General features: G+C 39.9%; 15 protein-coding genes and 1 tRNA gene. 7 read left to right on the forward strand and 9 right to left on the reverse strand.

Annotation, left to right across the window (positions count from 1 at the left end):
- Nucleotides 1–31: 31 nt before the first annotated feature.
- Nucleotides 32–982, reverse strand: a complete 951-nt coding sequence (gene ctlX, locus CBM24_RS00260) for a citrulline utilization hydrolase CtlX (RefSeq protein ID WP_088159774.1) — start codon at nt 980–982, stop codon at nt 32–34.
- Nucleotides 983–1557: 575 nt separating this feature from the next.
- On the opposite strand from ctlX, the gene gcvP reads away from it, so the two are divergent.
- The 3 genes from gcvP (at nt 1558) to CBM24_RS00275 (ending at nt 6335) form a co-directional block, all read left to right on the forward strand.
- A complete protein-coding gene (gene gcvP / locus CBM24_RS00265) occupies nt 1558–4431 on the forward strand; it encodes an aminomethyl-transferring glycine dehydrogenase (protein ID WP_088159775.1) in 2874 nt (957 codons plus the stop codon).
- 212 nt (nt 4432–4643) lie between these two features.
- Entirely contained in the window at nt 4644–5300 is a 657-nt protein-coding gene (locus CBM24_RS00270) for a hypothetical protein (protein WP_075990471.1), read from the forward strand.
- 207 nt (nt 5301–5507) lie between these two features.
- Complete coding sequence (locus CBM24_RS00275) at nt 5508–6335, forward strand: N-acetylmuramoyl-L-alanine amidase (RefSeq protein WP_088159776.1); 828 nt, start codon at nt 5508–5510, stop codon at nt 6333–6335.
- Nucleotides 6336–6412: 77 nt separating this feature from the next.
- Here CBM24_RS00275 and idi read toward each other — a convergent pair whose 3' ends face one another.
- The 7 genes from idi to CBM24_RS00310 all read right to left on the reverse strand — a co-directional run bounded on the left by idi (nt 6413) and on the right by CBM24_RS00310 (nt 14919).
- Nucleotides 6413–6952: an isopentenyl-diphosphate Delta-isomerase gene (gene idi, locus CBM24_RS00280; protein WP_088159777.1), complete on the reverse strand. Its 540-nt coding sequence runs from the start codon at nt 6950–6952 to the stop codon at nt 6413–6415.
- A gap of 76 nt (nt 6953–7028) precedes the next feature.
- The gene (locus CBM24_RS00285) at nt 7029–8342 is read right to left on the reverse strand and encodes a nicotinamide mononucleotide adenylyltransferase (protein ID WP_075990474.1); all 1314 of its coding nucleotides are present in this window, start codon (nt 8340–8342) and stop codon (nt 7029–7031) included.
- Between the two features lie 79 nt (nt 8343–8421).
- Nucleotides 8422–8964 carry an NUDIX hydrolase gene (locus CBM24_RS00290; RefSeq protein WP_088159778.1) on the reverse strand — a complete coding sequence of 181 codons (543 nt, stop codon included), beginning with the start codon at nt 8962–8964 and terminating at the stop codon, nt 8422–8424.
- Nucleotides 8964–10700, reverse strand: coding sequence for a phospho-sugar mutase (locus CBM24_RS00295; protein ID WP_088159779.1), 1737 nt, complete (start codon nt 10698–10700; stop codon nt 8964–8966). The genes CBM24_RS00290 and CBM24_RS00295 overlap by 1 nt, the downstream gene beginning before the upstream one ends.
- A 32-nt stretch (nt 10701–10732) precedes the next feature.
- Nucleotides 10733–11416: a hypothetical protein gene (locus CBM24_RS00300; RefSeq protein ID WP_088159780.1), complete on the reverse strand. Its 684-nt coding sequence runs from the start codon at nt 11414–11416 to the stop codon at nt 10733–10735.
- Between the two features lie 17 nt (nt 11417–11433).
- Nucleotides 11434–12198 carry an enoyl-CoA hydratase/isomerase family protein gene (locus tag CBM24_RS00305; protein WP_088159781.1) on the reverse strand — a complete coding sequence of 255 codons (765 nt, stop codon included), beginning with the start codon at nt 12196–12198 and terminating at the stop codon, nt 11434–11436.
- A gap of 36 nt (nt 12199–12234) precedes the next feature.
- Nucleotides 12235–14919: a carboxypeptidase-like regulatory domain-containing protein gene (locus CBM24_RS00310; RefSeq protein ID WP_088159782.1), complete on the reverse strand. Its 2685-nt coding sequence runs from the start codon at nt 14917–14919 to the stop codon at nt 12235–12237.
- A 123-nt stretch (nt 14920–15042) separates the two neighbouring features.
- Here CBM24_RS00310 and purD point away from each other — a divergent pair, with 123 nt between their 5' ends.
- Together purD and CBM24_RS00320 are read left to right on the forward strand one after the other, a co-directional pair.
- The gene (purD, locus tag CBM24_RS00315) at nt 15043–16317 is read left to right on the forward strand and encodes a phosphoribosylamine--glycine ligase (protein WP_088159783.1); all 1275 of its coding nucleotides are present in this window, start codon (nt 15043–15045) and stop codon (nt 16315–16317) included.
- Between the two features lie 88 nt (nt 16318–16405).
- Nucleotides 16406–16477: transfer RNA gene (locus tag CBM24_RS00320), tRNA-Glu, on the forward strand.
- Here CBM24_RS00320 and CBM24_RS00325 read toward each other — a convergent pair.
- Nucleotides 16468–16674, reverse strand: coding sequence for a hypothetical protein (locus CBM24_RS00325; RefSeq protein ID WP_070562421.1), 207 nt, complete (start codon nt 16672–16674; stop codon nt 16468–16470). The genes CBM24_RS00320 and CBM24_RS00325 overlap by 10 nt on opposite strands.
- Nucleotides 16675–17218: 544 nt before the next feature.
- On the opposite strand from CBM24_RS00325, the gene CBM24_RS00330 reads away from it, so the two are divergent.
- The gene (locus CBM24_RS00330) at nt 17219–18670 is read left to right on the forward strand and encodes an IPT/TIG domain-containing protein (RefSeq protein WP_198386007.1); all 1452 of its coding nucleotides are present in this window, start codon (nt 17219–17221) and stop codon (nt 18668–18670) included.
- Nucleotides 18671–18681: 11 nt separating this feature from the next.
- Entirely contained in the window at nt 18682–21765 is a 3084-nt protein-coding gene (locus tag CBM24_RS00335; protein WP_232475648.1) for a SusC/RagA family TonB-linked outer membrane protein, read from the forward strand.
- The last annotated feature ends 12 nt before the right edge of the window (nt 21766–21777 follow it).

The following is a 21777-nucleotide window of genomic DNA, read 5'->3' on the forward strand; positions in this document are numbered from 1 at the left end:
GAGCAGCCTAATGGCATCGGTATGCTTGGGACTAGCACAGTATGTTTTCTTTCGGAAGAAAAACTTCAGCCATCATGTGGCGTACACTTCCACCACCACATGTCTCGATAACATGTAGATCTTGATGGATGATTTTACCATGCTTTTCCAATTGCGCTGTTTGGTATAAAGTCAATGAGGATAACGCTTGATTGCTCAGGACAATAAAACGATTACCATATTTATTTCTCACCTGGAGGCAGTTTGCTGCAAAAGATTCGAGTTGGTTCTCATTGATTTCAATGATCTCTTTGCCTGTATCTTTTAGACTCTTCAGCAGCGTTTGGAGCTCAGCCTGATTATCGATTGCCTGTGGGCATAAGATGGCAAAGTCTTCGCCTACGGCTAGCACCACATTGGTGTGATAGATAGGTCTCCGCTCTCCATGGACAGTTTGGAAGGCGTGAAATACAACAGGTGTGTAGTTTTCAGTCCTGCAGTATTCGTCGAGCATATCCCGGTCTGCCCTTTCGGATAAGGCACAGTAGGCTACACGGTGAGCGCGGTCCAAGACAAGTGCGCCAGTGCCCTCCAAATATTGTTTATTGTTTTCGGCTTCACTGAGATCTTTAGTTAGTTTTACATAATAACCGTTTTGCTTCAACGGACCTTCGAAATCCAATAAATGTTCTTTTCGACGATTGGGAGCAAACATGGGATAGAAAATTATTTTTCCATCCTGATGAAAGGAGACAATATTATTAGGGAATATACTGTCGGGGCTTTCTGATTTCTCGTCGTCTTGAATGACAGTCACCAAAATTCCATGTGACTTCAATTCATTTACTAGCGCGTCGAACTCTCCTTGCGCTTCTTTGTTGACTTCTTCCATACTGAGATTTTCGATATCCTTTTGGAAGAAGTTGTTGACCGCAGTCTGTTCATTTTTACGGAAGACAGAGGGTCTTACTAAAAGAACGCTGTCTGTTACCTGTTTTCTCATGGTTTATAATCGTTACTTCGCTGTTTTATATTCGTTAAAAAGAAATGATATTCGTTTTTTGTGATAATTTGCATTTGTCAAAAGAGATGCTTCCCTAGCTGGATAATGTTTTCTTTGTTAAGATTCCTGATAACAAAATACCCTTGATATCAGTTGTTCTTAGCAAAAAAGTGTATATCGTTATTTCGAAGTCACTTTACAATTGGTACATATACTAATTTATTGAAAATTCATTGGCATTGCAAAAAAGAATAGTGAAGTAATGAAAGAAATACGTAGGTGAAATAACAGATAACCCGGTGTTTTTTTAAAATTGTAGCAAGTGATTGTTGTATTGTTTGTTATATTTATAATGAACAATCTGTATGTTTGAGGTTATTCCAAAAATTAATTGACAAAGACAATCGATTGCATTTCAGTAGCTCAGTAAAACTGACTTTTTATCCACTTTTTTGCTTCGTTTTCAGTCATTTATTTTGCTATCTTTGCTCATCCAAAAAACGACTGTTTATAAGAGAGTTAATTGCCTAATTATTATGTCGCTAACTATCTATAAGCGTTAACTTTTTGCACACATGAGCAATATACACTTCCAAGAAAAATTCGAAAGTCGCCACAATGGCCCAAGTCCAGTTGAAGCGAATGAAATGTTGGCTAAATTAGGCGTTTCGTCAATTGACCAACTTATTGACCAAACGGTCCCTTCTCAAATTCGTGCTCCAAAACCTTTAAATCTTCCTAAAGCATTGTCTGAGGTAGCCTATTTAAAGCGTATTGCGGAAATCGCTGAGAAAAATAAAGTTTTTAAATCTTTTATTGGTCAAGGTTACTACGATGTAATCCTTCCGGGCGTCATTCAACGAAATGTATTTGAAAACCCAGGATGGTATACGCAGTATACACCTTATCAGGCGGAGATTGCACAAGGCAGGTTACAAGCTTTATTGAACTTCCAGACTGTAATTTGTGACTTTACTGGTTTAGAAATAGCAAATGCTTCTTTGTTGGATGAAGCTACGGCTGCAGCTGAAGCCATGTTTATGCTTTATTCAGCTCGGAAAAATAAAGATGCTAATGTATTCTTGGTGTCGGACAATGCCTATGCGCAGACGGTTGATGTTTTGAAGACCCGTGCCTTGTCTTTTGGTATTGAACTTAAAATTGCGGCTATTGCTGAATCAGAATTAACAGATGATGTATTTGCTGCATTTGTTCAATATCCTGCAGCGGATGGTTCTATTGTTGATTATAAATCATTTGCAGCTACAGCTCACAGTAAGAATATTACCGTATGTGCGGCGGCAGATTTGATGAGCTTAGCATTATTAACGCCTCCAGGAGAATGGGGTGCAGATGTTGTTGTTGGTAATTCGCAACGTTTTGGCGTACCGATGGGCTTTGGTGGTCCTCATGCAGCATATTTTGCGACACGCGACAGCTTTAAACGTAATATCCCTGGTCGTATTATTGGTGTTACTTCCGATTCAAATGGAAAGTATGCATTGCGTATGGCTTTGCAGACTCGTGAACAACACATCCGCCGTGATAAAGCATCTTCAAATATTTGTACTGCACAAGCTCTTTTAGCGATTATGGCTTCATTCTATGCCGTGTACCATGGCCCAGAAGGAATCAAAAATATAGCATCACGTATCAATGCTTTGGCCAATCTGTTGGATCAAGCATTACAGTCGTTGGGTTATACGCAATTGAACGCGGCTTATTTTGATACTTTACGTGTAGACTTAGGTGCACATGCTGGTGCTTTGAAATCTGAAGCATTAAATAACGAATTAAACTTCTATTATAATGGTTCGGAAGTTTCAATCGCTATCGACGAAACAACCACATACGAAGATATTAAGACGATCGTCAAAGTATTTGCTAAAATTCAAGGTAAAACATTGAATGACGTAGATTTCGATGCATTAGAAGAGAATTTAGGTTCTTCAATTCCTGCCGATTTAGTACGTACTTCTGCCTACTTAACACATCCAAATTTTAATAGCTATCATTCTGAACATGAGATGTTGCGCTATATCAAATCGTTGGAAGCAAAAGATTTATCGCTTTGCCACTCGATGATTCCATTGGGCTCATGTACGATGAAATTGAATGCTACAGCTGAAATGGTGCCAGTTACTTGGGCGAGATTTGGCGGTTTGCATCCATTTGCTCCTGCAGATCAAACTTCTGGATATATGCAAATGATCGGTGAATTGAACGATTGGTTGTCTGAAATTACTGGTTTTGCGAAGATGAGTTTCCAACCAAATTCAGGAGCACAAGGTGAGTACGCTGGTCTGATGGTTATCCGTGCTTACCATGAGAGCCGTGGTGATCATGGACGTAATATCTGTTTGATCCCTGCTTCTGCACACGGAACCAACCCGGCTTCTGCTTCTATGGCAGGCTTAAAAGTGGTCGTTGTGAAATGTGATGAATTAGGAAATATCGATATTCCAGATTTAAGAGCAAAAGCGACTGAACATGCTGCAAACTTGAACTCACTGATGGTGACTTACCCTTCTACACACGGTGTATTTGAAGAGTCGATCATTGAAGTCTGTGAAATTGTTCATGCAAATGGCGGTCAGGTTTATATGGACGGTGCGAACATGAATGCACAGGTTGGATTGACAAGCCCAGGGCATATTGGTGCCGATGTTTGTCACTTGAACCTCCATAAAACATTCTGTATTCCTCACGGTGGTGGAGGTCCAGGTATGGGACCTATCGGTGTTGCAAAACACTTAGTTCCTTTCTTACCTAACCACGAAGTGGTTTCGACTTCTGGTGAAGAGGGTATCTCTGCTGTTTCTGCAGCTCCATTTGGTTCAGCATCAATCTTGCTTATTTCTCATGCTTATATTTCAATGATGGGTGGTGAAGGCTTGACAAATGCGACAAGAACCGCAATATTAAATGCAAACTATATTAAGGCACGTTTAGAAAATGCGTATCCAGTACTTTATTCAGGTACTAACGGACGTTGTGCACACGAAATGATCTTAGATTGCCGTGGATTCAAAAACTTTGGTATCGAGGTTGCAGATATTGCAAAACGTTTAATGGATTATGGTTTCCACGCACCGACAGTTTCTTTCCCTGTTGCAGGAACATTGATGGTTGAGCCTACTGAATCTGAGTCTAAGGCTGAATTGGATCGTTTCTGTGATGCATTAGTTGCTATCCGTGAAGAGATCGCTGCGGTTGAAGCAGGAGACGTGGACCAAGCTAACAATGTACTGAAACATGCACCACATACAGCTTCGGTTGTAACTGCAGATGAGTGGGACAGACCTTACAGTCGTCAAACTGCCGCATACCCATTGGAGTATGTAAGAGAACGTAAATTCTGGCCTTCAGTAGGTCGTGTGAACGACTCTCAAGGTGACCGTACATTGATTTGTTCGTGTCCTTCAATTGAAGAATACGCCGAAGCATAATCTCGGTAGTTATAACGGAAGGCCTCTATACTCGCATAGAGGCCTTTTTTTTGTGCAGCGCAGTCCCATTCGGCAGTATTTAGAAAAAACAAGTAACAGGTAGAAATTTAGGTCGCGCTTTAAGGTCTAAAGATCGTATGCGAACAGATTTTAAAATTTAGATTAATTATATTATTTTGTTCTTTTTAGCGTTTTAATTAAAACTGATAATCATGAAAAGACAATGGAAAGTAATGCCTGTTCTCTTAGGACTGGGCCTTTTGGTCGCGAGCTGCGGCAACAGCAAATCCAGTGAAGGTGGTGAAGATGCTAAGGAGAAAGAGGCTGGGATTTCGGATGTAGTTAAGGGAGTATCCAACTTGGGTAATCTGAGTGATGGAGCAAAAAAATTGGAAGACCTTCAAGCCAAACTTAAATCCGAGAAACCCTTAAGTTCGGAAGAGTTGAAGGCTTTTTTACCGGAAAGCTTAGATGGTTTAAAAAGAACGTCCTATTCTGGCGGATCAATGTATGGGGCAGAAGTTGTATCTGGAGAGGCTACGTATACTGTCGATAACCAGAAGGAAATTAAAGTCAATATCATTGATGGTGCGGGCGAGACAGCTTCGGCAATCGTGGGCTTGGCGCAAATGGGCTTCATGGTAGATTCAGAGAAAATTACAGATACTGAAATAGAAAAAACTGGCGAATTTGAAGGTAAACGAGCAAAAACAACAGATAGCAAAGGAGTGGAAGGCTCAACGGCAAAAAGCTCCGAAATAAGTTATCTCGAGAAAGACCGCTATCTGATTACCCTTCGGGGGAATGGGTATAGCCTCGACGAGCTGAAAGGATTTTTGGCAAAATTGAACCTCAGCGCACTGAAATAATAGAAAATATAATTTCAGTTAAGCAGGAAATGCATAGTTGATATGGGAAAGGCTCAAACATTGGTTTGGGCTTTTTTTAAAGCAGGCAGCGTTGTTTCGCAATGTATAAGAAAAGGATATTTGGAAATTATGTCGAACTATAGGACGAAGCTAATAAATTTGTTTTTGTTGGCAAATTTACCTTAGTTTGTGCTGAAACATTTCAATATGAAGATACTAAAATTTTCCATCAATCTTTGTGTCGCAACAGCATTATTGGCTTCCTGTGCGGGAGGTAAATACGCGAAGACTGAAAAGGTATATAAAAAGCAAGCAAAAGAATTTTCAAAACTCTATAAACAATCGCCTGTCACCGGTCAATTGGAGAAGGTGAATGTCAAAGAACAACAATGGATCGCCTCGATTAATTTTGGCATCCGTAAACCAAATTTTGTTGTCATTCATCATACTGCACAGGATTCTTTGGGACAGACCATCCGTACATTTCATTCCGCGAAAGCAGGTGTAAGCTCCCATTATGTGGTTGGTCGGGATGGAAAAGTAGTACAGATGGTCAATGACCTGTATCGTGCGCATCATGCGGGCTTGGGGAAATGGGGTAATGATACGGACCTCAATTCTTCTTCCATTGGCATCGAGCTCGATAATAATGGGACTACTGATCCTTGGACTGATGCCCAGATAAACGCCTTGACGCAGTTGTTGACTTATTTAAAAACGACCTATAGAATCCCGCAGGCAAATTTTATTGGACATATGGATTTGGCACCAACCCGAAAAAATGATCCGTCACGTTTTCCTTGGAAAAAACTGGCTGATCAAGGATTCGGCTTTTGGTATGAGGACTATTTAGAGGTGCCTCCAGCAGACTTTAACCCAAAAATGGCCTTACGTATTATCGGTTACGATGTAAGTAATCTCGATGCGGCAATAAAAGCATTTAAGATTCACTACATTCAGCAGGACGTAAATACAGCGTTCATGAGTGAGAATGATCTTAAAATTCTGTATTCCATCTATAAAAAATTCTTATAGCGATTCGCTAAACTAAAGGCAAAAAAAGATCCTGGTTCTTAAAAGGCAGGATCTTTTTTTTGCAGGGTATAAGATTGTTATAATTTGTTTTTATATATACGAAAGTAAGTATCAAAAGCACGTTGATAGATTAGTTTGAACCAGGGAGTAAACTGCTCGGGTGAGTGTTGTATTTCATTTTGAATTTCCTGTTGGTTCATGTATTTTGTTGCGGCAACTTCTTCTTCGTTAATTTCTGTAGTTCCATTAAATTTTCCGAATAAGACATAATCGAATTCATGCTCCGTAAGTCCGTTGTCAAATTGAGCTTTATAAACGAACGAGAAGACATCTTGAAGAGCTGTTGCAGTAATTCCTAATTCCTCCATTAAGCGCCTTTTGGCGGCGTCTACGTTACTTTCTTCCAGGCGCTGATGCGAACAGCAGCTATTAGTCCAAAGTCCGCCACAGTGGTATTTACTTAATGCTCTTTGTTGCAGGAGCAATTCGTCTTGCTCATTGAACAAAAATACACTAAAAGCACGGTGCAATAGCCCCTTTTCATGGGCTTCATATTTCTCCATGCTACCAATCATCCTGTCATTGCTGTCAACCAGTATTACATTTTCTTGCTTCATAAGGCACAAAAATAAATATAGCCCAATTTAAGAAAATTGGGCTATATAATAAATTATAATTTTGGAGATAATCTGCTTATACGGTTTTTACAAATTTCTCATCGTAATTTTCAATATCTATGATATAGCCGTTTTTAATTAAGAATTCAAATAAAGGTTTGGCTTCTTCAGAAACCGGCATATTGTGCGTTGTAATAATCTTATTTTCTTTTTTCAAGAGATAAGGATATGCGTAGAGTTTCACATTTTTATTGAACATCCCCGAGATATAGGAAAGAAGTTCATTGGTGTATAACTCTTTATTATAATTATCTGAATTGAAAATGTTCTTTAAATTGTAAACGTTGGTTGCAATTCCAATGTTCTTAGGCTTAAAGTTGCTTATAAACTCGGCTAAATGATTATTTCTTCTAAAGTTGCTAACGATAATATTATTGCCTGTCGCACATAGTTCGTCAGCCCTAGAAGCAAATTCTTGCAGGTCTTCATCTGTAATTTCATGTGTATCTTCCAACACATTTCCCATCAGGACTTCAATTAATACAATGGTGTCTGCGTCAGTTGCACCCGTATTTTTTTTGAACTGTTCAACGGCAAGATTGAAGAGATCAAAGTTTGGAAGGGATTTCTGACGGTATTTGGTACGAAGTAAAATAATGTTCTTTTTGTACAGATAATCTTTGATTTGTACCGCTTTACCATCAGGCTGGAATATTGCGGCTTTAGCAAATCCTTTTGCAATCAGGTATAAGTTGATTAGGCGTTGGTTGACGTTTTCAAATAGAGGGCCGTTTAATTTAACCAGGTCAATCTCAACGGAACCAACAGAAAGGTTATCGACCAATGATTCGATCATGGTCTGCACATTGTCTGTATAATAATAAGCCGCAAATAATAGGTTTACACCAATTATACCTAAAACTTTTTGTTGCAATTGGTTGTCGCTGTCTAGTAGTCTTACATGGACAATGATATCATTTGTAGGGCCTCCAACTTCATGTTGGAAGCGAAGTCCGATCCAGCCGTGAGGTTCATTTGTCTTGGTGAAATTGAGGGTTGTTACCGTATCTGCAAAAGCAAAGAATTTTTTGTTGCAGTATTTATCGCCATGAAGTCGTTGGGTAAGAAGATTGAATTCATGGGAGAGCATTTTCTTTAAACGTGTTCTGCTGACATATCGACCATCAGCCTCTTCACCATAAATTGCATCACTGAAAGCCATGTCGTAAGCTGACATTGTTTTAGCAATTGTGCCTGATGCTGCTCCTGCGTTGAAAAAGTTACGTGCGACTTCCTGTCCAGCACCGATCTCTGCAAAGGTTCCATAAATCTCTGGGTTTAGATTTATTTTCAGGGCCTTTCGCTTGGTTTCAAAAATTTCTCTTGCCATGATGCAAAGGTACAAAAATCAGCAAGCTAGTGAAAATTAAAAGTATGAATGAAAAAAACAGAATAAAATTAGGCTTGTTTTATAACAAGCCTAATTTGTTGAAAGCATAGAATAGCGCACTAGCATGTAGTGCCTGACTGAATTTGTTGTCCAGCAACATGCTTTTTGCTTCTTCAAGCGGTATACGATAAACATCGATTTCTTCATGTTCATCTAATGCCTGTTCCTGAACTTTTTTACCCCCCGTCATCAGATAGGTATAGGTAATATTGCCACTTGTCGCCGGGTTGGCATAAAGCGTGGCGATTTCTTCAATCTGATCAAATTGATAGCCTGTTTCTTCAAGCATTTCACGCACAGCAGCATGTTTAGGATCTTCTCCTGCTTCTGTTGTCCCTGCGGGAATCTCCAATGAAATAATGCCCGCTCCATGGCGGTATTGCTTAATGACCAGAAGTTCGTTCTGCTCAGTAATTCCAATCATATTTACCCAATCTGGATACTCCAGTACGTAATAATGGTCATTGATCCGTCCATCCGGAAGCTCACAGGTATCTCTGCGCAGTGTAGCCCAAGGCTCTTTACAGATATATTCAGAGGATAATAGTTTCCACTTTTCCATTAGCTTACAATATCTTTCATCATGCGGTCAACCTTTTCTTCCAAAATAGTTTGTACATCGAAATAATCAGCAGTATCTTTCAAGCTTTCTTTTACAGAACAGTAAAATTTAATCTTGGGTTCAGTTCCCGATGGTCTGGCAGAAATCACATCGCCATCTACTGTTATAAATTGCAATACATCAGATTTAGGCAATGAGATCGCTCTTCTCTCCCCTGTACTCATATCTGTGATTTGGGAAAGCTGATAGTCCCTGATTTCTTTGACTTTTATTCCACCGAGTGTGGTTGGTAGATTATGACGTAAGCCATTCATCATGGCTTGAATTTCTTCGGCACCAGCCTTTCCTTTTTTAGTTAGGGAAATGAGCTTTTCTTGATAACAGCCAAATTCTTTGTAGATATCTAATAGAACTTCGTAAACTGTTTTTCCTTTTGTTTTGAAATAGGCGGTCATTTCGGCTAGGAAAGCACAAGCGTTTGGAGCGTCCTTGTCACGCACTAGATCGCCTACTAGATAGCCATAACTCTCCTCTCCGCCTGCAAGATATTGTGCTGAATCACCTAGGTTGGTAATCAATTCACCAATATATTTGAAGCCTGTAAGTGTTTCATAATGTTTTACACCATAGTGATCTGCAATATCGGATTGTAAATTACTAGTTACGATAGTTTTTACAATATATGGATTCGATCCGAGTTGTTTTAGTTCACTTTTTGCACTGAGGACATAGTATATCAATAAACTGCCGATCTGATTACCATTGAGCAGTTGAAATTGTCCCTTATTATTTTTTACGGCAATCCCGACACGATCAGCATCGGGATCTGTTGCCAATACAAGGTCAGCATCAATTTCTTCCCCTTTTTTCTTTGCTAAGGCCATTGCATCTTCCTCTTCGGGGTTTGGATAGATTACCGTTGGAAAGTTGCCATCGGGCGTGGCCTGTTCAGCAACGACTGAAACATTTTCAAATCCCCAGGCTTCTAGCATTTTAGGAACAATGGTAATTCCGGTACCATGTATCGGCGAAAAAACAATTTTCAAGTTTTTTTGAGCCAGTACCGCTTCCGGATGAATACTTAATGTTTTATTGGCATTGATATAGCGCTGATCGATTTCTTCCCCAACAGGAATGATGTTTTGCGTATTCCCGTCAAATTCAATAGCGCTCACTGAACTGATTGCGTTTACTTCGTCGATTACATTTTTATCATGAGGTGCAGTCAGCTGGCAGCCATCGTTCCAGTAAGCCTTATAACCATTGTACTCCTTTGGGTTGTGTGAAGCCGTTAGCATAACACCGCTCTGACAGCCGAAATGACGAATGGCAAACGACAACATTGGGGTCGGGCGCAATTCGGTGAACAGATGTACCTTGATGCCGTTGGCGGCAAAAACGTTGGCAACCAGCTGGCCAAATGCCTGCGAATTGTTGCGGCTATCATAAGATACCGCTACTTTAATCTCCTGATCTGGGAATTGTTTCTTTAAATAGTTGGCTAATCCTTGCGTGGCTTTGCCGATCGTATACTTATTCATACGATTGGAGCCCACACCCATAATGCCCCTTAAGCCACCGGTTCCAAACTCAAGATCCCTGTAAAAAGAATCCGTAAGTTCTGTCTCTTCATTATTGTCAATTAAATCCTGAACTGCCTTTCGAGTTCCTTCATCATAACTTGGGGTTAACCAATCTTCGATTTTCCTTTGTATGTCTTTATCTAAATTTTTCATTATCGTTAAGTTTGGTTAAAATGTACAACATATTATGCGTCACATCCGGCATAAGCGCGGTCTATGGCTGTAATATACCATTTTTCTCCCTCTTTTGTCACATGAAAAACAAAGGGTTCTTCATGTTCATTGGAGGTCATAATGGCTCTATAACTTTTGAATTCTATATTTCTTAGTCGCTGTAATTCAGTATTACTAATTTTGGCGTCAAGAATTTCATTCATGAACTTTGCCGTTTGAGATAATTCATTGGGGCGGGATTTTCTATCGTAATAGAATCCGGCTTTATCCCACTTCATCGTACCACAATCAAAAATAGGTAGTTTTCCGGACTTCAATGGACCCTTGTATGTTAACTTTTCATAAGAATGGTACTCTGGTACAGGCTTAGAAAAATTAAAACTGTTTTGGTGTACATAAGAGTCTAGTGCGCCTGGACGATAAATAATGTAGATTCCCAATTTGGGATGTATATAGGAATTTATTGTTTTACTGTCCTGTTCTGAATATGCCTTGGCAAGTTTCTCCAGTACCTCCTCCAGCGTTTCGGAGTTCTCTTCCTTTACTTCCTTTTCAGTCGTGTCAGGTTTTTGTAGGGTATCCACAGGAATTGAATCCTGTACGATTTTTACAGCCTTATCTTCTTTTTTACTATTTCTGCAGGAGATTGTGCTTGCAGTGAGACAAATAAGAATAAAGAAAAAGAGATTTCTCATGATGATTTTGTTTAATATTACTTCTTTGAAGTCAAGTTTTCAATAATTGACTTTAGAATAGAGCGCGTTGACGGAAGCCACCATTGTTCGAGGATGCGCTGGATTGTCTCTTCTCTATTCTCGCGCAATTTAAGGATTATTTCCTTTCGGAAGTTCAATTTGGATGTCTGCCAGGTCTTTTGGTTGAACTGCGTGATCTGTTTTATCTTTTTTGTTGCGGTATTGAAGAGTATATTAGCGGGAACAATGTCATCGATAAGCCCCTGTGTTTTTGCATCTACAGGAGAGAGCAATTTACCTTCGAGCAAATTCTGATAAGCATTCCGTTTTCCGATCCAAAATGCATAAAGCTGAAATATACTTTCAGGGACGATGAGTCCGACTGGAATTTCATTAAGGCCAATCACAAAATTCCCTTCGGCCATAATGCGATAATCGCAGCAGAGTGCCAGTACGCAGCCCCCAGCTGGGCTATGACCAGATATTGCAGCGACGAGCGGCTTTGGAAAAGCGGCCAGTAGCGATGTCGCCTCCAAGAATAAATTCCAGAATTCCTGAATCTGTTCTTCATCGTATTGGAATAAGGTAATTAGATCGAGTCCTGCGCTAAAGAAGTTTTCCTTGCCAATCAATATTGCACCATAAATGGCTTCATTTTGCTGGGAAGATTCCAAGGTGTCTATCAGTTCCTTCAATAGCTGAGTGTCGATGGCATTTGACTTCCCCCTGTCGAGGAAAATACTTAAAATATGATCTTCTATTTTGGTTTTAATATGTTGCATAACCTTGTTTTTAAATATAACGATTTGTTTGCGCTGCTATTGTGGTTTTACCTCTATTAAATACTCCAGATGAGCAATTTTTCCATCCATGCTTATTCCCTCAACGGTTAGTTTGTAAGTCCCAGGTTCGTCAGAAGTAAAGAAATCGAAATGTGTTTTTCCTTCTTTCTGCGTAATCAGATTTGGTTCCCATGCGATTGTTGTCCGTAGATCGCGTGTAAGCTTATGTTGGATTGTTGCATCATATTGGGGCTTGAAAAAGGTTCGGGGTACATATAGCCCTTTTGGCGTGATCGTTAGAATTCCTGTGGGGGTATAAGATGAGGAGATGGCATCTCCTGATTTACTGGTAATAACGATAACACCGTTGCCTCCGTAGCTGCCGTATATGGCCGTGTTGCCTATGCTGCGGAGAACCTCAATACTAGCAATATCGGCGACATTGATCATATCAATTTGATCAGCTTCAATATACATCCCATCAAGAACAATTTGCATGGGACTTCCGCCATTTAACCCCATGGATCTTGTGCTGTAAGGGACACCATTTCGAAACATGACACCAACTAATCGACCCGCAAGACACTGCTCCAGTGTCGTACAAGTGGAAAGGTCTTCGGCCGAAATGACCTGATCGGCATTTCCTGGCCCATTGAGGTTTCTGGAGTTCTTGTCAGCTTTATTTGTTCGTACTCTATTGACCTGTACCTCTTCCAACCGAATGCTCTTTTGGATTATGCCCGCCGCTTCCAATTCGCCAAGGAATTGTTGGCTATTTTTCAGTTGTGTAAGCAGCTTGGTATTGATGTCGTTGACCAACAAGGGTTGATCTTTACTCGGATTTAGAGGAGGGGTAAGCGGGTTGTCGATAACAATATCAACTCTTTTTTTCTCTTTAGGGCCATCACCTGTTACAATAAACTTGACGCTGTCTGCAAATAAAAGTTCGTCAAATGAAAATCGGCCATTATTGTCTGTCAGCGTATCTACACTCAGCAACATATTGCTCGTCGGTATTAGGGTTACTTTAGCATTTGGAACCACAGCCTTTCGGGCCGTTTTCTTGATGGCCCCAGCGATGGTAAGTCCTTTTTCAGGAAGGAACGAAGTAGCTGATGTACTTGTGTAATTCTTCCAGTCCAATTTGCGCCAACCTTGGATCAACATAAGATTATCTAGTTCTGTCAGTTTAATGTTCGTTAAATCCTCAAAGTAATAATTGGGCCGTTCAATAAAGCCACGAAGATCAGATTTCAATAGGAGCTCCGAGACAATAGATGAATAATAGCGATCTGTTGTGGAATCAACCTTGCTGAGGTTTACCACTGATGCGGAGAGCGCCGCAAACCTAGTGGTGTCACTATCATCATATTTAACGGAAAGATCAGCAATCACTTTATCGCGTATTGTAAAGCTGAGTTTGTTGAGTTCTATGGAGACAGGAAGTAAGGTCGATGTCGTATTGTAGTTAAACACCAATCTTTCCACAATAGGAACCATTTGATCTGTTAAGATGGATAATTGTAAAACTCCAGAAGGCAGGTTTTTTTTGGGGATATTGAATAAGATCTCCGTTCCATTTAATTTCTGCTTAGCGGCATGAAGTACAAGGCCATTGTATTGGGCTACCAGATAAATATCTTTGCCATTGACCAAGTCTGCAGTAGCGGAAAGTTGTGCTGCAATCTTATCCTTTAGTACTGAATTTACGGTTAGAACATATCCGGAATTTTGAACAGGGGGTAAAGAAGCACTTGTTGACGATCCATCTTCGAAAAGGGCTGTAGCGACGTATTTTTTTCCTGCCTGTAAGACGAGTGGTATACTTCCCATCCCCAGTGAATTTGTTTCAAAATCTGCAACAGTTGTTTGGTTTTCTTCCACTATTGTTATTTTTGCTTTTTTTCCGAAACCGTTGGGAGTAAGTGTTTTGAACCCTGTTTTGGATAATATGTTGTTGACCAGTTCGCCACTTTCGGGGAAAATTTGAATGCTATTTTGGTTGTTGGGATCGGGGATAACAAAACTTTTGAGAATACGTCTTTTATCCAGAGAAAGAAATTGTAAAGACAACGTCCCCCCTTTAAAGTCATCTTTCAATTCCAGCGCCACTGTTCCATTATCATTCGATTTTAATCGGCCGGATTTCTCTTTATTGTTGTTCGGTTGTAGAGTATAACTGATGCTGTTATTAATCAGTGGGGCTCCCTGAATGGTTTTGAGATTAATCTGGAACATGTTTTCTGTTCCGTTTTTGACCAGTTCACTTCTCGTTATGATATTATCAGATCGACCATTTGTAATGGGAACGACGCGTTCATAGAAATTGGCTACAGAGTCATTTTGCATCCATCTGGTAAATGATCTAACGCGATAGGAGCCTTCTTCCAAGGTGTCCGGCAGATTGAAGTCGCCTATACTTAGACCGAGTGTAATTGGAATTTTGATACTTTTAATGATCTTATTGGTTGGAGAAATCAATTCTACGTTAGCAATTTTACTAATGTTGCTCAAATAATTAAAAGGGGCGGTGGTGCAGTATAATTTAAACCAGATGGTTTCTCCGGCCGAATAATCATTTTTGTCCAAATGGAGATAGATTTTTTCTTTGATGTGCTGGCTATGGTAAGTATCCAGTTTCTGCAATGTCTGATCGATCTGGGCCGACGCCAACAAAGCGAATAGGAGGCAATTTACTAACAGCAGTAATTTAGCATACATATGACTAATGTTTTATGAAAATTAGAAAATATTTTCCTTTAATCAATTTATAAATCAAAATATTAGTCTCATTTTAAACGATCTGATACCTTAAAATTAGCATAAAAAAAATATCTTTGTGTTATGAATATCCTAATAATCGGTTCAGGAGGTCGTGAATCCGCCTTCGCCTATAAGTTGTCGAAAAGTCCACGTTTAGATCAATTGTTTATTGCTCCAGGAAATGCTGGAACAGGTGCGTATGGTCAGAATGTAAATATTAAAGTTACTGACTTTGCTGCTATTGCTTCCTTCGTTTTGGAGAATAACGTGCAAATGGTGCTCGTCGGTCCAGAAGAGCCTTTGGTAAAAGGTATTCATGATTACTTTTTAAATCGGGAAGATTTAAAAAATATCCCGGTAATAGGGCCGCAACAGGAGGGGGCTCAATTGGAGGGCTCAAAAGATTTTTCGAAGCAATTTATGGATCGCCATGGCGTACCTACTGCCGCTTCAAGATCGTTTGATGCAACATCATTGGAAGATGGATTGGCTTACCTTGAAACGCAAAAATTGCCGATTGTGCTTAAGGCTGATGGTTTAGCTGCAGGCAAAGGAGTGTTGATCTGTGAGACGCTGGAAGATGCTAAAGCAGAGTTAAAGGCGATGATCGCAGATTCAAAGTTTGGAGAAGCTAGCCGAGTTGTGGTTGTTGAAGAATTCTTAAAAGGAATTGAATTGTCTGTTTTTGTTTTGACAGATGGGAATTCATATAAAGTGCTTCCTTCTGCAAAAGATTACAAACGTATTGGAGAGGGGGATACAGGCCTAAACACGGGTGGTATGGGATCGATATCTCCGGTTCCTTTTGCAGATGAGACATTTTTAAATAAAGTAGAAGAGCGTATTATCAGACCAACAGTTGAAGGACTTAAAAAAGATGGTATTCCGTATAAAGGATTTATTTTTATAGGTCTGATGAATGTAGAAGGAGAACCTTATGTCATCGAGTATAATGTTCGTATGGGAGATCCAGAGACTGAGTCCGTATTGCCACGTATTGAATCGGATCTATTGGATTTACTGGAAGGTGTTGCACAAGGCAATTTGGATCAACGTTCGTATACGGTATCTTCTAAGACTGCTGTTACTGTCATGTTGGTTGCCGGAGGTTATCCAGGAGATTATGAATCTGGAAAAGAGATCGCCAATATTGAAAACGTGAAAGAATCCATCGTATTTCAAGCAGGTACGAAAGAGGTGGATGGCAAGATCGTTACTGCAGGAGGACGTGTAATTGCTGTTACCACATTGCAAGATACACTGTTTGAAGCCCTTCAACAGGCAACTGCAGATGCTGGAAGGATATATTTTGAAGGGAAATACTTCAGAAGAGATATCGGTTTCGACCTTATTTAAAAAATATTTAATTTTTTTTTGGAATACTGATTTTAAGATCTATATTTGCAACTCCAAAAACAACAATGTTATTGGAGTTGCATAAAAAGGCCCGTTCGTCTAGGGGTTAGGACGCAAGATTTTCATTCTTGAAACAGGGGTTCGATTCCCCTACGGGCTACAAAAGATAAAACCTGCAAATATTTTTGCAGGTTTTTTTGTTTGAACCCAAGCGAGCAGCAAATGATACAGCTTGATCCATAAGATCTCCGAATAGCGGGCTAATTCTCCAGTCAGCCAAAGCAAAATGCTTTTCACATGCCAACCTTTTTTCAAAATAATATCCAAGAAGTGGTGTGTACGCAAGTATGTGGTCATCTTTATTTGCTGTGATACAAATAAGCAGTTTATTGAGATAATTCTATAGTATCAGAATCTTTACAATCCCTAAATTTGAGTAATCAATTATAGAAAGAAAACCTTAGAGAAGCATTTAGAAAGTTAAATCAGAAATCATTCGTCCATTTTCTTCGTGAAGAAAAAATAGTGTAGAGCACGGGGAATGAGAACCGTTAAGGTCGATAGCTATTGTGAGTTTAAAATAGAAAAATAAGTAGAAAAGTAATTTTAAAAACCGGAAGACTTTGAATCGATTGTCAGAAAGTCTTTTTTTAGCTTAAGATAGCTAATACCATTTAGCTTTATATAAAAGTAACCAATTATGTGGAAATTAAAACTAAGCGTTCGCCTAATAATAGGGCGGGCCTCAATCCGTTCGTCCTAAAATTATCCTATAACTATCAGTGATGTTAATGAAATTTTAATGGATATATCGCAAAATCGGTGAATCTGGGATTCGTTGACCGTGATATAGTAAAGTTGTTCAAATAAAATTCTAACCAATTAAAAAAACCTTATGAGAATGAAACAAATAGCGACTAATAGTTGGTTTCTAAATCGGATGATTTGGCCCATTATGGTGCTTTTTTTGGGCTTTGGAAGCTGCAAGAATGACAATCTTGGCAGTATTTCAGAAGGTGTGCCCTTTGATCCTTCGCAACCTGTTGTTGTTTCGGACTTCGCTCCCAAATCAGGAGGTATGGGACAACGACTTGTGATCTATGGAAAAAACTTTGGAAACGATCCAAAAAATGTAAATGTTTTTATTGGCGGGAAAAAAGCTGTAGTCATTAATGCTTTGGGTGAATCACTCTATTGTCTCGTACCGAAGCAGGCTTTCAAAGGTGACATTGAAGTGCGCGTTGGAGGAGAGGAAAAGCCCGTCGTCGGAAAGGCATCCGCAAATTTTGACTATCAGCGTAAACTTGTTGTATCGACTCTAGCGGGGTATCGAAACGCACGTGGTGATGAACCTTGGAAAGACGGGAAGTTTAAAGACGCGGATCAGAATCAGATGGCAAGCGGCTTTTGGCTTTCTTCTTTTATGAAGTTTGATCCCCTAAATCCAAAGCATCTTTGGATGACATTCGATAACAATAATGGTCTATATCTTATCAATTTTGAGGATAGTACCATAACAAAAAAACGTTCGGATTTTGATCGCCCGCGTAGTGTCGACTTCTCTATGGATGGTAATTATATGATTGTGGCTCAGGATCGTGGCGGAGAGAATGATGAATCTACTCTGTTATTTTCGCGTGCAAGAAATTTCCTGGATAAAGAAGTCTTGACAAGAAGTAAACAATGTAATGGGGCGTCTATCCACCCTGTCAATGGTGAAATGTATTTTAATAGCTATGCGAAAGGCGAATTTTTTCGTTTTGATCTGAATCAATACTTTGTTGATAAAACGACTAAAGCAGAGCAATTATATGTAATCCAGGATCCGGAATGGGAATATCGGGCATTAATTCATCCCAGTGGAAATTACGCCTATATTTTGGTCATTAACCAAGGCTATATTATGCGTGCCGATTACAACTGGGAAAAGAAACGTTTTAACCAGCCTTATCTTGTTTGTGGAAAAGTAAGGGAATCGGGATACAAAGATGGTGTGGGTTCCTCTGCTCGTGTCAATCAACCTTATCAAGGCGTTTTTGTTAAAAATCAAGCCTATGTGGAAGCAGGCAAGCCGGACCCTTATGATTTTTATTTTACAGATCTTAATAATCATGCGATTCGTGTGCTTACGCCTGAAGGGGCTGTAACCACCTTCGCTGGTCGCGGAAGCTCAAGTCTCAATAGTAATCCGTATGGATATGTTAATGGTGATTTGCGTGATGATGCTCGTTTTGATCGTCCATCAGGTATAGCATATAATGAGCAAGAAGGGGCCTTTTATATAGGAGACCGAGAAAATCGCCGGATTCGCAAGATTGCGTTGGAAGAAATGGATGAAAGTAACCAAAATTAACCTGTGATAAAATGATAAATAAAATATTGTTAACATGTATGTTGCTTCTCTGTGTGACCTTTGGTGTGTTGGCGCAGGATATTCTTGAAGTAACGGGTGTAGTTGTTGATGGCCAGAAAGCACCAATAGTTGGTGTCAGCATCTCAGTTAAGGATGCGCCTGGGTTGGGAACTACGACCGATAATAAAGGAAATTATAAAATTAAAGTTGAGCGTTATAAGACGCTTGTATTCTCATCTGTGGGGTATCAGAAACAAGAAGTACTAATCAAGGATACGCATGCTGTTAATGTGACATTGAAAGAATCTGAGACTAGTGTGCTCGAAGAAGTCGTAGTTACTGGTACGGGTACACAGAAGAAGTTGACATCGACCGCTGCAACGAGTAGTGTGGATCTAAACACGATGACAAAGAATCCAACGTCAAGTATAAGTAATGCCTTGATCGGGAATGCTCCTGGTGTGCTGGGGATGATGCAGTCGGGGCAGCCTGGAAAAAATATTACAGAGTTCTGGATCAGAGGTATTTCTACCTTCGGTGGCGGAGCGTCGGCTCTTATCTTGGTCGATAATATTGAGCGTGACATAAACGATATCAATATTGAAGATATTGAGACGATCAATATTCTTAAAGATGCAGCTGTAACTGCGATCTACGGTTCAAAAGGAGCAAACGGTGTTATATTAATTACCACAAAGCGGGGTAAAGATGGTAAGATCAGTATCAATTTTAAAGATGAAAATATCTACAATACCCGGACTATTACACCTGAGTTTGAAGATGGTATTACCTACGCAAATCTCCTAAATGAAGCGCGTATTACACGGAATTTTGAACCTATTTATCAGCCAGAGGAGCTTGAAATCCTACGCTTGGGCTTGGACCCCGATTTATATCCAAATGTCAACTGGAAAGATCTATTGCTAAAAGATGGAGCGATGACTTATCGGGCCAATCTAAATATGACTGGTGGTGGGTCGACTGCTCGTTATTTTTTGTCAGGAAGCTACATTAATGAGGGAGGGATGTATAAAACGGATGAAACTTTGCGCAACGATTACAGTACAAATGCAAATTACAAAAGATATAACTACCGCTTAAACACCGATATTAACGTGACCAAAAGCACTGTGCTGAAAATTGGCGTTGCGGGCTCCCTTAATAAAAGAAATAGCCCCGGCTTAGGAGACGATGACTTTTGGGGTGTGCTCTTTGGTTATTCGCCAATTCGTACGCCAGTATTGTATTCGAATGGTTACGTTCCTGCTATTGGAGCTGGAAATCAAACTAATCCTTGGGTAGTTGCTACACAGACTGGATACAATGAAACCTGGCAAAATAAGATACAGACAAATATTTCTATTGAGCAAAATTTTGACTTTATTACCAAGGGATTACGGTTTAGAGGAATTTTGGGCTACGATACAAATAATGACAATAATATTCAACGGCGCAAATGGCCGGAACAGTGGCGGGCCGAACGTGCACGAGATGAAAATGGCAATTTGATATTTACGCATATTTCTGATCCGCACGAACTGTATCAGGCAAGTAGTGCTAGTGGTGAGCGTCGCGAGTTTTATGATATGATGTTCAATTATGATCGTAGTATTGGTGATCATAACATTGGTGCAGTTGCTCGCTTTACGCGTGATGCGCTTGTTCGTACAGTTGATCTTGGTGATGATATTAAAAATGGAATCGCAAAAAGAAATCAAGGGTTAGCTGGACGTCTGACTTATAATTGGAAATCACGCTATATTGCTGATTTTAACTTTGGGTATAACGGGTCAGAAAACTTTGCTCCAGGTAAACAATATGGCTTTTTCCCGGCTGTTTCAGCAGCATGGAATATCGGCGAAGAACCTTTTGTAAAGGAAAATATCTCCTGGATGAATATGTTCAAAGTGCGCTATTCTTGGGGAAGAGTGGGTAATGATCAATTGGCTGGCGGTGTGCGCTTCCCTTATTTATCGACCATCTCGCAAGTAGATGGAGGTTATGACTGGGCTGATTATGGATTTGAACGCCCGTATGTAGCTATGAAATATAGTCAGGTGGCATCCCCTAATGTGACTTGGGAAATGGCCACAAAAAGGAACTTGGGATTTGATTTGGCGCTCTTTAAAGATAAGATTATTGCCAACTTGGATTTCTTCAATGAGCAGCGTACCGGGATTTATATGGCCCGTAATTTTCTACCTGGTATGGTTGGACTAGAATCTGTACCAAGTGCTAACGTGGGAGCGGTGAAATCCAATGGTTTTGATGGTCGTTTAGAATACAAACAAAAGTTGGGGGAAGTAAATTTAACGGCCAGAAGTAATATTACGTATAGTAAGAACGAAATCACTGAGATTGATGAAGAAAATAATGTGTATGGCTACCAAAATCAAAAGGGATACCGCGTTGACCAAGCAAAAGGACTTATTGCGTTAGGCTTATTTAAGGACTATGATGATATACGGAATAGCCCAAAACAGGTATTCGGAAATTACCAGCCCGGAGATATCAAATATAAAGATGTCAACGGTGACGGTATTATAGATGATGGCGATCGTGTTGCGATTGGCGCAACGAGACGTCCCAATTTGATTTATGGCGTAGGATTGTCAGCGAGTTGGAAAAGTTTAGATTTTAGCGTCCATTTTCAAGGAGCGGGGAAATCAACTTTTTTCACCTATGGAAAAACTGTATATGCCTTTAGTGAGGGAGAATGGGGGCAGGTGCTGAAAGGTGTGATGGGCGATAACCGTTGGATATCGGCAGACCTATCTGGTGACCCATCAACAGAAAATCCCAATGCCTCTTATCCAAGATTGAGTTATGGTGCGAATCCCAATAATTTTAGAGAGTCGACTTTTTGGTTAAAAAATGGTCAATATGTTCGCTTGAAAACGCTCGATATTGGTTATACCTTGCCAAAAGCACTGACCAATCGAATTAAGACTAATAGCGTTCGTGTTTTTTTTACGGGCTCGAATTTATTGACCTGGTCAAAATTCAAGCTTTGGGATCCCGAGTTAGCGACACCAAGAGGAGAGGATTATCCGTTACCTAAATCGTTTACATTTGGCATCAATGTCAATCTATAAAATTTAAAAAAG

This window comes from Sphingobacterium sp. G1-14 (assembly GCF_002196555.1).
GTDB lineage: Bacteria > Bacteroidota > Bacteroidia > Sphingobacteriales > Sphingobacteriaceae > Sphingobacterium > Sphingobacterium siyangense.